Genomic DNA, 14,127 nt, shown 5'->3' on the forward strand with positions numbered 1-14,127 from the left:
ATCGCATGGCTGACAAGGATCTGCAGCGCATCCGCGAGACCGCCGCCGCGTACGCCGAGGCCGTCCGGGAGACCCAGCGCTTCTTCGACCGCACCGGGGACCTGGACGATCCGTCCGTGCAGGCGGAGTACGCGAACCTCGTCGAGGCCGAGAAACGGGCTGCGGGCGACCGGCTGGACGCGCTGACCGCCGCGGGCATCGAGGTGCCGAGCATCGACGACAGCGAGGCAGTCGGCTGATCCGGCACGCACGCCGACACCGCCGTCGGTTGATCCGGCACGCGCGCCGGCACCGGGCCGGCGCCTGAGGCGTCCCGATAGCTCCGGTTCCCGCCGGTTCCGGTACTCATTGACCAAAGATCCGACCCCCGTAGTCGCCGGTACCGGTTCCGGGCTGTGCGACACTTCCGACGCTCACCGATGTGGTGCGGCTCGGAGACCGTGTGTTGCCGCGGTCGGACCGGAGGAGTGTCGTGGCCCCTGACGACCCGTACCGTGACCCCTCGCTCAGCGTCGACCAGCGGGTCGAAGACCTGCTGGCGCGGATGACGCTGCCCGAGAAGGTCGGGCAGATGCTCCAGCTCGACGCGCGGCGGGACCTCAAGGACGCCGTCAGCACGCGGCTGGCCGGGTCGATCCTGCACGCCTCGCCGCAGCGCATGCTCGAGGCCATCGACCTGGCCGCGAACACCCGGCTCGGCATCCCGCTGATCACCGCCGAGGACTGCATCCACGGGCACGGCTTCTGGCCCGGCGCGACCGTCTTCCCCACCCAGCTGGCCATGGCCGCCACCTGGGACGCGGAGCTGGTCGAGCGGGTCGCCCGGGTGACGGCCGTCGAGGTCTCCGCGACCGGCATCCACTGGACCTTCTCCCCCGTGCTGTGCATCACCCGCGACCTGCGCTGGGGCCGGGTCGACGAGACGTTCGGCGAGGACCCGTACCTGATCGGCGAGCTCGGCTCCGCGATGGTGCGCGGCTACCAGGGGAACGGCCTGAGCGACCCGACCGCCGTGCTCGCGACGGCCAAGCACTTCGCCGGCTACTCGGAGACCCAGGGCGGCCGGGACGCCAGCGAGGCCGACCTGAGCCCGCGCAAGTTGCGCGCCTGGTTCCTGCCGCCGTTCGAGCGGGTGGCCAAGGAGGGCTGCAGCATCTTCATGCTGGGCTACCAGTCCATCGACGGCGTGCCCATCACGGCGAACAAGTGGCTGCTCAACGACGTGCTCAAGCAGGAGTGGGGCTTCACCGGCACGCTGGTCACCGACTGGGACAACGTCGGGCGCATGGTGTGGGAGCAGAAGGTCTGCGCGGACGCTGTCGAGGCCGCGGCCGTCGCCGTCCGCGCCGGCAACGACCTGGTCATGACCACCCCCGCGTTCTTCGAGGGTGCGCAGGGCGCGGTGGAACGCGGCCTGCTGGCCGAGGAGGAGATCGACGCCGCCGTACGCCGGATCCTGCGGCTGAAGTTCCGGCTCGGGCTCTTCGAGAACCCGCGGGCCCCCGACGCGCAGCGGCAGGCGGCGGTCATCGGGCACCCGGACCACGCCGCGCTCAACCTCGAGGTGGCCCGCCGCTCGCTGGTGCTGCTGGCCAACGACGGCACCCTCCCGCTGCCCGCGGGTGAGCCGCGTACGGTCGCGGTCATCGGCCCCAACGCCGACGACCCGCAGTCCCAGCTCGGCGACTGGGCCGGCGCCTCCGGCCAGGTCGACTGGATGCCCGGCGGCCAGCCGCGCGAACTGATCGAGACCGTGCTCGACGGCTTCCGGGCCGTCGCGCCGGCGGACTGGACGATCACCACCGCGCGCGGCGCCGACATCGAGAAGCTGGTTCCCGACCCGCAGGGCGAGTTCTACCGCGACGGGCAGCCCCGGCCGCCGATCTCGCGTCCCGCGGAGGCCGACCCCGCGATGATCGCCGAGGCGGTCGCCGCGGCCCGGGCCGCCGACTACGCGGTCGTCGTGGTCGGCGACACCGTCGCCCTGACCGGCGAGAGCAAGTCCACCGCGACGCTGGAGCTGCAGGGCGGCCAGATCGCGCTGCTCGACGCGCTCGCCGAGACGGGTACGCCGACCGTCGTCGTCCTCATGAACTCCAAGCCCGCCTCGCTGCCGCCCTCGGCGCTGCGCGCGTCGGCGATCGTGCAGGCGTTCAACCCCGGCATGCGGGGCGGCCGGGCCCTCGCCGAGCTCCTGCTGGGCCACATCGAGCCGACCGGGCGCATGCCGCTGTCCGCCGCGCGGCACGTCGGCCAGCAGCCCGTCTACTACAACCAGATCCGCGGACAGCACGGCAACCGTTACGCCGACCTCACCCAGGACCCGCTGTTCGCCTTCGGCGAGGGCCTGAGCTACACCACGGTCGAGTACGCCGACCTGGAGATCGCCGAGCCGGACGTGGCCGCGGACGGCACGGTCCGGGCCACCGTACGGCTGACCAACACCGGCGACCGCCCGGCGCTGGAGACCGTGCAGGCGTACGTCAGCGACCTCGTGACCAGCGTGACCTGGGCGACGAAGGAGCTGAAGGCGTACCGGCAGGTGCTCGTGGCGCCGGGCGAGAGCGTCACCGTTGACATCGCTGTCGCCGCCGCCGACTGCACGCTGGTGACCGCGGACGGCCGGCGCGTGGTCGAGCCCGGCGACTTCGACCTGCTCGTGGGCCCGAACTCGCGGACGAAGAACCTGCTGCGCGCCCGGTTCCGGATCTCCTGAGAGCCGCCCGCCGTGCTGACGCCTCCCGACGACCTGCCCGAGGGCGTGCTGCGGGAGGCGTTCGCGCTGGCCGAGGTGGAGTACGCGCCCGTCGGCTGGGGCAGCCATCACTGGGTTGCCACCGGCGTGGACGGCGGGCGCTGGTTCCTGACCGTGGACGAGGTCGGCGCCTCTTTCGAACGGCTGCGGCGGGCGCTCGACGCCGCTTCGGCGTTGCGCCTGCCGTTCGTGGTGGCCCCGGTGCGACCCGTGCAGCGTCTCGGCGAGAAATATGCGGGGGCGCTGTACCCGTACATATGGGGTGAAAGCTTTTCGTGGGGCGACTGGCCGGCGGCGAGTCACCGGGAGGCCGTGCGCGACATGCTGATCGCGGTGCACGCCGCGCCGGCGCAGGTGCGCCGCAGAGCGGGCACCGATGATTTCGCGATCCCGCACCGCGACGGGCTGGAGGCCGCCCTGGCCGGCGAGCCGCCCGCGGACCACGGCCCGTACGCCGAGCCCGCCGCCCGGCTGATCGCCGCGCACGCGGCATCGATCCGCGCGGAGCTGGACCGCTACGACGAGCTCGTGGCGACGGCCGACCGGTCCCGATCGGTGCTGACCCACGGCGAGCCGCACCCGGGCAACACGATGCGCGCGGCCGACGGCTGGAAGCTGATCGACTGGGAGACCGCGCTGGTCGCACCCCCGGAGCGCGACCTGTGGCTGCTCGGCGACGACCACACCGGCTACACCGCCGCCACCGGCATCCGGGTCGTGCCGGGGATGCTCGAGCTGTACCGCCGCCGCTGGCTGCTCAACGACCTCTGCGTCGACCTGCGCCGGTTCCGCCGCCCGCACAGCGGGAACCCCGAGGACGAGGAAAGCTGGCAGCTGTTGCAGGCGAACGTCGAAAGAGGGCTGACATGACGCGGGTCGCGGTCACCGGAGGGAACGGCAAGCTGGGCCGGGCGGTGGTCGCCCACCTGGGCGAGCACGGGTACGAGGTGGTGAACCTCGACATCACCGGGCGGCCGCCGCAGACGCGCGTCGACCTGACCGACTACGGCCAGACGGCGGAGGCGCTCACCGGCATCGACGACCGGTACGGATCCGTCGACGCGGTCGTGCACCTCGCGGCGATCCCGGCGCCGGGCCTGCTCCCCAACGCCGCGACGTTCCACAACAACATGGTCGCCACCTTCAACGTGTTCCAGGCGGCGAAGCTCGCGGGGATCACCAACGTCGTGTGGGCCTCCAGCGAGACGGTGCTCGGCCTGCCGTTCACCACGCCGCCGCCGTACATCCCCGTCGACGAGGAGTACCCGGCCCGGCCGGAGTCGACGTACTCGCTGGTCAAGCATCTGGAAGAGCAGATGGCCGCGCAGTTCTGCCGGTGGAACCCCGAGCTGAAGATGATCGGCCTGCGGTTCTCCAACGTCATGGACCCCGAGGACTACGCCGAGTTCCCGTCGTTCGACGCCGATCCGCGCAGCCGCAGCTGGAACCTGTGGGGCTACATCGACGCCCGCGACGGCGCGCAGGCGGTCCGCAAGGCCCTGGAATTCGAGGGTACGGGCACAGAGGTGTTCGTCATCGCCAACGCCGACACAGTGATGGGCCGCACGAGCGCGTCGCTGGCGGCCGAGGTGTTCCCCGGCGTGCCGGTGACCAAGGAGCTCGGCGAGCACGAGACGCTGCTCTCGATCGACAAGGCGCGGCGGGTCCTCGGCTACGAGCCCGAGCACTCCTGGCGGTCCTGAAACGTCGCCGCGGCGATCCGGCGCATCGTGTAGCCGAGCTTCTCGTACGTGCCGACCGCCGCGGCGTTGTCGTGGTCGACCATCAGCGCCACCCGCTCCCGGCCGGCGATCAGCTCGTCGGTGAGGAACGCGCACAGGTCCCGGCCGAGACCCCGGCCGCGCGCGTCGGAGCGGGTGGCCACGCCGGCGAGGAACCCGATCTCCGCCATGGACCACGCGTCGGCGCCCACGGCCAGCAGCTCGCCGGTGTCCGCGCGGATGCCGGCCCATCTCGTCACGCCGGAGCCGCCGGGGTACGCGTACGAGCCGGGATGGTGCTCGTCGAGGAACGCGGCGACCTCCTCGTCGTCCCCGTCCAGCCAGCGCGGCTCGTGGCGGCGGGCGAGGCCGGTGGGCTCGGTGGTGTCCATCCAGCCGAACCGGCCCTCGATGACCAGCCCCGGGATCGCCGCCACGAGCTTCTCGTCGCCGACCGCGTGGAAGCCCTCGACCTCGGGGCGGATGCGGTCCACGAGCGCGACCACGTCGGGCACGCCGCCGCGCAGCGCGAGGCGGTCACGGCGGGACACGTCGGGGCAGGCCACCGCGGCCGCATCACCGAGCGCCCAGGCGCGTACCCCGGCTCGCATGTCCTGCGCCGCCCAGCGCAGCAAGGGATCCTCGTCGGCGGGAAGGCGGTCCAGGGAGATCATCATCACGTCCATGATGCCCCGGTTGCGGGGGTCTGGCATCCTCGCCCCGTGCGCGCCTACCTGCAGAAGATCGTCGTCGCCGGAGCTCTGGCCCTGGCCGCGTCCGTGCTCGCCATGGCCGCCGGTGACATGTGGGTGCGCGCGGCCGCGCACGGGCACGTCAGCTCGGTGGACGACGCGCCGGCCGCACCCGTCGCCCTCGTGCTCGGCGCGCAGGTGTACGCCGACGGCAGCCCGTCGCCGTTCCTCGCCGCCCGCCTGGAGCTGGCCCGTCAGCTGCTCGCCGCGGGCAAGGTGAAGGCGATCCTGGTCTCCGGGGACCACCGCGAGTGGGGCTACAACGAGCCCGGCGCGATGTTCCGGTGGCTGGTCGACCGCGGCGTGCCCAGCGCACGCATCGTGCTGGACCACGCCGGCTTCGACACGTACGACTCGTGCGCCCGGGCCAAGCGGATCTTCGGGGTGGACAAGGCGATCGTGGTGACGCAGACGTACCACATCGACCGGGCGGTGACGCTGTGCCGCCGTCTCGGTATCGACGCCTCCGGCGTGGCCGACGACAGCGTCCGGGTGTACGAGGAACCGTGGCGCAACAGCGTGATCCGCGAGCGGGGCGCGGTGGTGAAGGCGCTGCTGGACGTGGTCTCGGGCCGGGACCCGGTGTTCCTCGGCCCGCACGAGGCCGGCGTGGAGGTCGCGGTCAGCTCCTGAGCCGGGCAGCGCCGCGATCGGGCGGCCAGAACGGGACGGGTGGCCGGCGACGGCCCGGCGAGCGAGCGGCCCGGCGAGCGGGGTGCGGGTAACCGCACCTGCGGCGGCGGGCTGGCCCGGCTGTGCGCGCGGGCCGCGGACGCGAGGGTGGACGCATGGAATCCGTGGTGTCCCTGACGTCCGTGTCCCGGCGCTACCCGCGCGGCGTGCTCGCCCTGCGCGACGTGTCCCTCGAGGTGCCAGCCGGCCAGTTCGTCGCCGTCATGGGCGCGACCGGCTCCGGCAAGAGCACGCTGCTGCACTGCGCCGCCGGCCTTGACCGCCCCACCTCCGGGCGGGTGCGCCTCGCCGGCCGTGACGTCACCCGGCTGCGCGAGGCGGCGCTCACCCGGCTGAGGCGCGACCGGGTCGGCTTCGTCTTCCAGTCCTACAACCTGCTCTCCGAGCTGACCGTACGCCAGAACGTCGCGCTGCCCGCCCGCCTCGGCGGCCCGCGGGGCCGGCCCGTCGACGAGGTGCTCGAGTCGGTGGGGCTGGGCGGGCTGGGCCGGCGGCCGGTGGGCGAGCTCTCCGGTGGGCAGCGGCAGCGGGTGGCCGTGGCCCGCGCGCTCGTCACCCGCCCGGTGGTGATCTTCGCCGACGAGCCCACCGGCGCGCTCGACCCGGCCACCGGCGCGCAGATCCTCGGGCTGCTGCGGACCGCCGCGGACCTCGACGGGGTCGCCGTGCTCATGGTCACCCACGATCCGGTCGCCGCCGCGTGGAGCGACCGGCTGGTGCTGCTGCGCGAGGGAGCCGTCGTCGCGGACGGGGCCACCCCGCAGGCGGAGGCCATCGCCGAGCGGCTGCGTGGCGTCTCGCGGGTGGCGGCATGATCCGGCAGGCGCGGCGGCGCAACCCCTGGTCCTTCCTCGGCCCGGCGGCCACCCAGTGCCTGGCCGCCGCGCTGGTCACCGCCGGGCTCTGCCTGATCGCCTCGTTCGACGGCGCGCCGCTGCGGCCCGGACAGCGGCGCGCCCTGATCGACAGCGGGGTGGCCGACATCGGTCTGCTGTTCCTGCTGAGCTCGATCTACCTGTCGATCCTCATCGTCGGCGTCACCATGAGCTCGGCGATCCGGGACCAGGCCCGGGACATCGCGCTGGTCCGGGCGATCGGCGCCACCCCCGCCCGGGTCCGCCGGGCGGTGGCCGCCCAGGCCGCGCTGGTCGCCGTGCCGGCCACGCTCGCCGGCGTGCCGGTGGGCCTGCTCGGCGGCCGCGCCTGGGTCGCCGGTTTCGTCAGCCACGGTCTGGTCCCCGCCGAGGTCACGTTCCGGGTGCACGGCGGCGTCCTGCCCATCGCGCTCGCCGTCACGACGGGCACCTCCCTGCTCGGCGCGATGATCGCGGCGATCCGGCCGTCCCGCGTACGGCCCGCCGTCGCGCTCGCCGACAGCGCGGCGCCCCGCCTGCGCGTCGGCGTGGCCCGCACCGCCGCCGGCCTCGTCCTGGTCACCGGCGGCGTGGTGCTGTCGGTGCTGATCGCCGGTCTCGACGCCGAGACCGCGGACCAGGCCGGGCTCTTCGTCATGCTGGCCATGTGCACGGGCGCCGGCCTGCTCGGCCCGGCACTGCTGCGGGTGGCCGCGTCCGTCGCCCGGCTGCTCGGCGACACCGGCAGGCTCGCCGGGGACACGCTCGCGGTGCACGCCCGGGCCCTGTCCGGAGCCCTGGTGCCGCTCACCCTGGCGGTGGCGTTCGCCGCGGTCTCCGTCATCCGCGGCGCGACGACGACCCACGTCACCGGGGTCGCCGCGCCTGCCGCCGAGCGCTGGCTGGAGTTCTCGGGAACCGGCGCGTACACCGCCTTCGCCGCGATCGCCGCGCTGAACACCCTGGTCACCGCGATCATGGCGCGGCGGCGGGACCTGGCCGTCGTACGGCTCGCCGGCGGGACCCGGGGGCGTACGCTCGCCGTCGTCGTCTGCGAGGCTCTGGTGGTGACCGGCACAGCGCTCGTGGTCGCCGCGGCGGTGGCGGCGGTGACCCTGCTGCCGCTGCTGCACACCGCCCTGGGCACGTGGCGGCCCTGGCTGCCCGCGAGCTGGGCGACGGCGGGCGTCGCGGGCACGGCTGCCCTGGTCTTCGCCGGCACGGTGCTGCCGGCGGCGGTGGCGGTGCGCCGCCCACCCATCGAGGTGGCCGGGTGATCGTGCTGCGCGCCTGGCTGAGCTCCCGCACCTGGCGGGAGCTGGCCTTCGTGCTCACCGGGGCCGTCCTCAGCCTGCCCACGTTCGCGCTGGCGGTGCTCGGGCTGGTCGCGTCCGCGCTGTCCGTCGTGATCTTCGGCCTGGCCCTGCTGATCGGCGTGCTGGCCCTGGCCCGGCTCACTCCGCGCTACTTCCGGGGACCCGCACGCCGCCTCGTCGGCTGGGACTGGCCGTCGCCTCCCCCGCTCCCGGGCTCCACGCGGTGGCGGCGCATCGTGACGCTGCTCGGCGACCCGACGGCCTGGCGAGCGCTCGCGTACTGCTTCCTGCGGTTCCCGCTGGTCTACACCGGCGCGTACGGCGCGGTCGCCGGCCTGTTCACCGGTCTGGTCGCGGTGACGTACCCCGTCTGGTGGTTCGTCGTGCCGGACGCGTTCTCCTTCGGGGCCGTCACGTGGCCGGGCACCTGGTGGCGAGCCGTGCAGGGCGCCGCACTCCTGCTCGTGCTGCCGTGGCTGCTGCGGCTCGTCGTGTCCCTCGACGGGGTCCTGGTCCGCGCGCTGCTGCGGCCGACCGCCGCCGCCCGGCGCATCGCCCAGCTCGAGGCCGGCCGGGCGGCGCTGCAGGAGGACGCGGCGGCGTTGCTGCGCCGCGTCGAACGCGACCTGCACGACGGCACCCAGGCCCGGCTCGTCTCGCTCGGCGTGACGCTGGCCCGCATCGAGAAGCGCAGCACCGAGGAGCAGGTACGCACCCTCGCCACCGACGCCCGCGGCACGGTGACGGAGGCGCTCACCGAGCTGCGCGACATCGTCCGCGGCCTGCACCCGCCCGCCCTGGACGACGGCCTCGAGGTGGCCCTGTCGACGCTGGCGGCGCGCAGCGCCGTCCCGGCCTCGGTCACGGTGGACCTGCGGCACCGCCCTCCGGACGCCACGGCGTCGGCGCTGTACTTCGCGGTGGCCGAGCTGCTCACCAACGTCGCCCGGCACGCCTCGGCGACGCGGGCGGCGATCACCGTCCGCGAGGAAGGGCCGTGGCTCACGCTGACGGTCACCGACGACGGGCGCGGCGGGGCCGGTCCGGGGCGCGCCTCGGGCACCGGCTTGAGCGGTCTCGCGCGCCGGGCCCGCGCGCTCGACGGCAGCCTGCACCTGCAGTCGCCCGAGGGCGGGCCCACCACCGTCACCATGAAGCTGCCCCGGGAGGGAGGATGACCGGCATGCGGGTCGTGATCGCCGAGGACAACGCGCTGCTGCGCCACGGCGTCACGCTGCTGCTCGGCGAGCACGGCATCGAGGTGGTCGCGGCCGTCACCGACGCCGATGAGCTGCTGCGGGTGGTCGCGGCCGAGCGGCCCGACGCGGCCGTGGTGGACGTACGCATGCCGCCCACGCACACCGACGAGGGGCTGCGGGCGGCGCTCACGATCCGGTCGGCGTACCCGGAGATCGCGGTCCTGGTCTTCTCCCAGTGGGTCGAGACGAGCTACGCGCGGCGGCTGCTGTCGGAGCGCACCGGGCGGGTCGGCTACCTCCTCAAGGACCGGATCGTCAGCACGGACGAGTTCGTCGGCGCGCTGCACCGCGTCGCCGGCGGGGGCACCGCGCTCGACCCCGAGGTCGTCCGGCAGCTGCTGGCCGCGCCCGCCGTCGACCCGGGCCTGTCCCGGCTGTCGTCGCGGGAACGGGAGATCCTCGGCCTGCTCGCCGAGGGCCGGTCCAACGTGGCCATCGCGGAGACGCTGCATCTGGCCGAGCGCAGCGTCGAGAAACACGTCACGGCGATCTTCACCAAACTGGACCTGCCGCAGGCCCGTACGGATCACCGCCGAGTACTCGCTGTGCTGCGATACCTACGCTCCTGAACCCCTTTCATGAAGGTGTGAGCGAAGCAAAAGATCTGACATCGATGAGCATGGACATCCGGTCTTTAGTGGACAACTATGCACAGGTATGACGGATCAACGCGAACGGTCTCTGTTCTCGGAGTCACGGTCGCCGGGGTCACTGTCCTCGCGGCGCGCGTTCCTGTCGGCCTCCGCCGCCGTCGCCGCCACCCCGGTCCTCGGGCGGGCCGCGCGCGCCGCCGGGCTCGAGCGCCAGGATCCCGGCCCCGAGCTCCGGTCGCTGCTGCGCGAGATCGATCCGCACCGCATCGGGGCCACCGTCACCCGCCTCGCCGCGTTCGGCACCCGGCACACCCTGTCCAGCCAGGACGACCCCGACCGCGGGATCGGCGCGGCGCGCGACTGGATCTACGAGCAGTTCCGGGCGTACGCGGCCGAGTCCGGCGGGCGGATGACCGTCGAGCTGCAGTCGTTCGTGCAGCCCCCGGCGTCGCGGATCCCGGAGCCGACCCGGATCACCAACGTCGTGGCCACGCTGCGCGGCGACCGCGACCCCGGCCGGGTGTACGTGGTGACCGGCCACTACGACTCCCGGGCGTCCGACGTCATGGACGCCACGAGCGACGCGCCCGGCGCCGACGACGACGCGTCCGGGGTCGCCGCGATCATGGAGGTCGCGCGGGTCATGGCCACCCGGCGCACCGAGGCCACGATCGTGTTCGCCGCCGTCGCCGGCGAGGAGCAGGGCCTGTACGGCTCCGACTACCTCGCGCGGCAGTTCAAGGACAAGGGCGCCGACGTCCAGGCCATGTTCAGCAACGACATCGTCGGCACCGGCGACGCGCACGACGGGACGGCCGCGGACCCGCGTACGGTGCGGCTCTTCGTCGAAGGCGTGCCCACCAGCGAGACCCCCGCGCAGACCGCGACCCGGCAATCGGTCGGCGGCGAGAACGACGGCCCGTCGCGGCAGCTCGGCCGCTTCGTCCGCGACGTCGCGGAGAACCCCCAGACCGGCATGAAGATCCGGGTCGTCTGGCGCCGCGACCGCTACCTGCGCGGCAGCGACCACATCTCGTTCCTGCTCCGTGGCTACCCGGCGGCCCGCTTCACCGAGCCGCGCGAGAACTTCGCCCACGAGCACCAGGACGTCCGCACCGAGAACGGCGTCCAGTACGGCGACCTCGTCGAATTCTGCGACTTCTGGTACATCGCCCGCGTGGCCCGGGTCAACGCGGCGGCGTTGTGGTCGCTGGCCCAGGCCCCGGGCACCCCCAAGGGCGTGGTCATCGACACCACCCGCCTGACCAACGACACCACCCTGCGCTGGCAGCCCTCCACCGCGACGGACCTCGCGGAGTACGAGGTGGTGTGGCGCGAGACCACGGCCCCGGACTGGCAGCACGTCCTGCCGGTGGGCAACGTGACCACGGTGACGATCGACCTGTCCAAGGACAACGTCTTCTTCGGCGTACGAGCCGTCGACCGCGCGGGGCATCGCAGCCCGGTGGCCGCGCCCACCCCGGGGTAGCGGGGCGGCGCGGCCCACCGGCCGGATCGGTTCTACTGCGGGGGGTCGATCCTCAGCATGCGTACGCCGTGACGACGTTGGCGTTGCTGGGTGCCGACCTGTTGCCGGCGGCGTCGACCGCTCGGGCCGTGACCGTCTGCGGTCCGGGCCGGGTGAAGCGCAGGACGCCCCACACGGCCGCGTTGGCGCCGTTGTCGGTGAGTGCGCCGAGGCGGACACCGTCGGCGAACACCTCGTAGACCAGCGCCGGCTGCGGGGTCACATTGTCGGTGGAGCGCTGGATCCCGATGGTGAGCGGCAGGCAGCCACCGGTCCATCGCAGGCCGTCGGCGTACAGAACGTAGGGCGCGGTGGGCGGCGTCCGGTCCGCGAGCCGGGCCTGGGCGGGAGCGCCCGCGGCCACGAGAGTCAGGGCTGCGGCCGCAGCGACGGTGGCTGTCCGGGCGGGGTGCCGGGTCATCGGGCTTCTCCTTCGGCGGCGAGCCGGCGCGGGGCGGCCAGGCGGGAGAGGGCGAGCGCTCCGACGAGGAGGCCGAAGTCGCGAAGCGCGACGTCGAAGTAGTCGCCGAGGATCAAGAGGTTGACGATGATCCCGGCCAGCCAGGCCGCGACCACCAGGGCGCCCCAGCGGGGCCGGGCCGCGACCAGCAGCCCGGCGATGATCTCGATGACGCCGACCGCGTACATCGCCTGCTGCGCGGTTCCGGGGACGAGGCCGTCGATCCACGGCGCGAGGTAGCCGGGCCAATCGGTCAGCAGGTTGAGGAACTTGTCCAGGCCGAACGCGATGGGTGCGACGGTGAATACGGTGCGGAGCAGCAGAAACGCCTGCTGGGCCGGGTCGCCCGAGCGGGCCCGGGCGAACACTGTCGATGTCACGGCTGCGGTGGGCATCTGACCATCCTTCTAAAAGACGGGGATGAGCTTTTTAGAGACCGTAGGCTCGCCGCGCCTCTAAAGTCAACGCACCCGTCATTTACAGTGAAGGGATGGCACACCGCAGCCGGGCCGAGCGCGTCACCTCCGTAGCGGCCCTCGACGACCCGACCAGCCGGGCGGTGTACGACTACGTCTCGCTCGCATCCGCTGCGGTCTCTCGAGATGCCGCTGCGGAAGCGCTGGGCGTGAGCCGCCGCATCGCCGCCGCGCACCTCGACAAGCTCGCCGACAAGGGATTGCTGACGGTGGAGTTCCGCCGGCTGCACGAACGGGCCGGCCCCGGCGCCGGCCGCCCGGCGAAGCTGTACCGCCGCGCGGCCGACGAGGTCACGGTGTCGGTGCCCGATCGCCGCTACGACCTGGTCGCGAGCCTGCTGGCGGCCGCCGTGACGGAGGCGGTCGGCACCGGCGCCGAGGTCGGGGAGACAGTGAACCGGAACGCGTATGACGCCGGACGGGCGATCGCCGCGGCCACCCCCGACCTGCTCGAGGCGCTGCTCGAGACCGGCTACGAGCCGCACCGATCCGACGGCGGCCTGCTCCTGTCGAACTGCCCGTTCCACCGCCTGGCCCGCCAGTACACGGACCTGGTGTGCGGACTCAATCTGCACCTGCTGCGCGGCATGACCGACGATTCGCCGGCCGCGTTCCGGCCGGTCCTCGACCCGGCACCGGGGCGCTGCTGTGTGCGCCTGGAAGGACCCGGCCCGGTGGGCTAGTTCCCAGCGCCGACCTTCTCCGGCTGCTCCGGCGCCGCCGTCGCGGCCGCCTCGCGCCGGTTCGCCGCCACGCTGGTCGCGGTCACCGTGCCCAGCACGCCGAGGATGACCAGCAGCGACAGCGGTGTCGGCACGTCCGGGACCCAGGACCACACCGTGTGCGCCCAGTGCAGCACCAGCTTCACGCCGATGAAGCCGAGGATCACGGCCAGGCCGTGGTTGAGGTGGCGCAGCTTGCTCAGCGCGTTGCGCAGCACGAAGTACAGCGCGCGCAGGCCGAGCAGGGCGAACGCGTTGGTGGCGAAGACGATGTACGGGTCGTCGGTGACGCCGTACACGGCCGGGACGGAGTCCACCGCGAACACGATGTCGGTCATGAACACCGCGACCACGACCAGCGCCATCGGGGTCAGCGCGCGCCGGCCCGCCGAGCGCACGGTCAGCTTGGCGCCGTGGTATTCGCGGGTCACCGGCATCAGCCGGCTCAGCAGCCGGACGCTGCGCATGCTGCCGATGTCGACCTGCTGCTCGTGCCCGGACAGCGCGTCGCGCATGACCTTGGCCGCGGTCACCAGCAGGATCCCGCCGAAGAGCAGGAAGGCCCAGCTGCCCGCGCTGATCACCGCGGCGCCCAGCGCGATGAACACGGCCCGCAGAACCAGCGCGCCGACGATGCCGTAGAGCAACACCCGCTGCGCGAGAGCGGACGGTACGGCGAACGCGGCGAGCAGAAGCATGAACACGAACAAGTTGTCCACGGACAGGGACTTCTCCACCACCCAGCCGGTGAAGAACTCGATCGACACCTCGCCGCCGTACAGCGGCCACATCACCAGCCCGAACACGACGGGCAGGGCCAGGTAGAAGACCGTCCAGCCGACCGCCTCGCGCATCGGGACGTCGTGCGGCCGGCGGGTCACCGCGAAGTCGACCGCCAGCAGCACCACGAGGATCGCGATCGTGACGCTCCAGAGCAGGGGCGAGCCGATCGAGTCGAGCATGGAGATCTCCTCAGACATGTGTCATCGCCTGAGGTC

15 protein-coding genes are annotated in these 14,127 nt (G+C 73.3%); 11 read left to right on the plus strand and 4 right to left on the minus strand.

All coding sequences use genetic code 11. From position 1 onward, the window contains the following. Nucleotides 1-5 precede the first annotated feature (5 nt). From AB0K03_RS26695 to AB0K03_RS26710, 4 genes are all read left to right on the plus strand, one after another. Nucleotides 6-239 carry a hypothetical protein gene (locus tag AB0K03_RS26695; RefSeq protein WP_364689744.1) on the plus strand — a complete coding sequence of 78 codons (234 nt, stop codon included), beginning with the start codon at nucleotides 6-8 and terminating at the stop codon, nucleotides 237-239. A gap of 233 nt (nucleotides 240-472) precedes the next feature. After that, entirely contained in the window at nucleotides 473-2,716 is a 2,244-nt protein-coding gene (locus AB0K03_RS26700) for a glycoside hydrolase family 3 N-terminal domain-containing protein (RefSeq protein ID WP_364689747.1), read from the plus strand. Between the two features lie 12 nt (nucleotides 2,717-2,728). Continuing rightward, nucleotides 2,729-3,625: an aminoglycoside phosphotransferase family protein gene (locus AB0K03_RS26705; RefSeq protein ID WP_364689750.1), complete on the plus strand. Its 897-nt coding sequence runs from the start codon at nucleotides 2,729-2,731 to the stop codon at nucleotides 3,623-3,625. Further along, the gene (locus AB0K03_RS26710) at nucleotides 3,622-4,458 is read left to right on the plus strand and encodes an NAD(P)-dependent oxidoreductase (protein WP_364689753.1); all 837 of its coding nucleotides are present in this window, start codon (nucleotides 3,622-3,624) and stop codon (nucleotides 4,456-4,458) included. The genes AB0K03_RS26705 and AB0K03_RS26710 overlap by 4 nt, the downstream gene beginning before the upstream one ends. Here the strand turns inward: AB0K03_RS26710 and AB0K03_RS26715 are convergent. Continuing rightward, entirely contained in the window at nucleotides 4,428-5,189 is a 762-nt protein-coding gene (locus AB0K03_RS26715) for a GNAT family N-acetyltransferase (RefSeq protein ID WP_364689756.1), read from the minus strand. The two genes, AB0K03_RS26710 and AB0K03_RS26715, sit on opposite strands and share 31 nt — an antisense overlap. A 90-nt stretch (nucleotides 5,190-5,279) precedes the next feature. Between AB0K03_RS26715 and AB0K03_RS26720 the strand changes: the two genes are divergently transcribed. The 6 genes from AB0K03_RS26720 to AB0K03_RS26745 all read left to right on the plus strand — a co-directional run bounded on the left by AB0K03_RS26720 (nucleotide 5,280) and on the right by AB0K03_RS26745 (nucleotide 11,432). After that, nucleotides 5,280-5,861 carry an ElyC/SanA/YdcF family protein gene (locus AB0K03_RS26720; protein WP_364690021.1) on the plus strand — a complete coding sequence of 194 codons (582 nt, stop codon included), beginning with the start codon at nucleotides 5,280-5,282 and terminating at the stop codon, nucleotides 5,859-5,861. Between the two features lie 155 nt (nucleotides 5,862-6,016). Further along, entirely contained in the window at nucleotides 6,017-6,736 is a 720-nt protein-coding gene (locus AB0K03_RS26725; protein WP_364689759.1) for an ABC transporter ATP-binding protein, read from the plus strand. After that, nucleotides 6,733-8,052: an ABC transporter permease gene (locus AB0K03_RS26730; protein ID WP_364689762.1), complete on the plus strand. Its 1,320-nt coding sequence runs from the start codon at nucleotides 6,733-6,735 to the stop codon at nucleotides 8,050-8,052. Before AB0K03_RS26725 ends, AB0K03_RS26730 begins: the two co-directional genes overlap by 4 nt. Next, nucleotides 8,049-9,269 carry a sensor domain-containing protein gene (locus AB0K03_RS26735; protein ID WP_364689765.1) on the plus strand — a complete coding sequence of 407 codons (1,221 nt, stop codon included), beginning with the start codon at nucleotides 8,049-8,051 and terminating at the stop codon, nucleotides 9,267-9,269. The genes AB0K03_RS26730 and AB0K03_RS26735 overlap by 4 nt, the downstream gene beginning before the upstream one ends. Nucleotides 9,270-9,274: 5 nt before the next feature. Next, entirely contained in the window at nucleotides 9,275-9,919 is a 645-nt protein-coding gene (locus tag AB0K03_RS26740) for a response regulator transcription factor (protein ID WP_364690024.1), read from the plus strand. An 88-nt stretch (nucleotides 9,920-10,007) separates the two neighbouring features. Then, nucleotides 10,008-11,432 (plus strand): M28 family metallopeptidase, encoded by a 1,425-nt coding sequence (locus AB0K03_RS26745; protein WP_364689768.1) that lies wholly within the window; start codon nucleotides 10,008-10,010, stop codon nucleotides 11,430-11,432. A gap of 52 nt (nucleotides 11,433-11,484) precedes the next feature. Here the strand turns inward: AB0K03_RS26745 and AB0K03_RS26750 are convergent, their stop codons facing one another. Then, nucleotides 11,485-11,892 (minus strand): hypothetical protein, encoded by a 408-nt coding sequence (locus AB0K03_RS26750; RefSeq protein ID WP_364689771.1) that lies wholly within the window; start codon nucleotides 11,890-11,892, stop codon nucleotides 11,485-11,487. After that, the gene (locus AB0K03_RS26755) at nucleotides 11,889-12,326 is read right to left on the minus strand and encodes a hypothetical protein (protein WP_364689774.1); all 438 of its coding nucleotides are present in this window, start codon (nucleotides 12,324-12,326) and stop codon (nucleotides 11,889-11,891) included. The genes AB0K03_RS26750 and AB0K03_RS26755 overlap by 4 nt, the downstream gene beginning before the upstream one ends. A 95-nt stretch (nucleotides 12,327-12,421) precedes the next feature. On the opposite strand from AB0K03_RS26755, the gene AB0K03_RS26760 reads away from it, so the two are divergent. Beyond that, a complete protein-coding gene (locus AB0K03_RS26760) occupies nucleotides 12,422-13,090 on the plus strand; it encodes a transcriptional regulator (protein ID WP_364689777.1) in 669 nt (222 codons plus the stop codon). Here AB0K03_RS26760 and AB0K03_RS26765 read toward each other — a convergent pair. Then, entirely contained in the window at nucleotides 13,087-14,109 is a 1,023-nt protein-coding gene (locus tag AB0K03_RS26765) for a TerC/Alx family metal homeostasis membrane protein (protein ID WP_364689779.1), read from the minus strand. The genes AB0K03_RS26760 and AB0K03_RS26765 overlap by 4 nt on opposite strands. Nucleotides 14,110-14,127 lie beyond the last annotated feature (18 nt).

This window comes from Actinoplanes sp. NPDC049316 (assembly GCF_040677315.1).
Classification (GTDB): Bacteria; Actinomycetota; Actinomycetes; order Mycobacteriales; family Micromonosporaceae; genus Actinoplanes.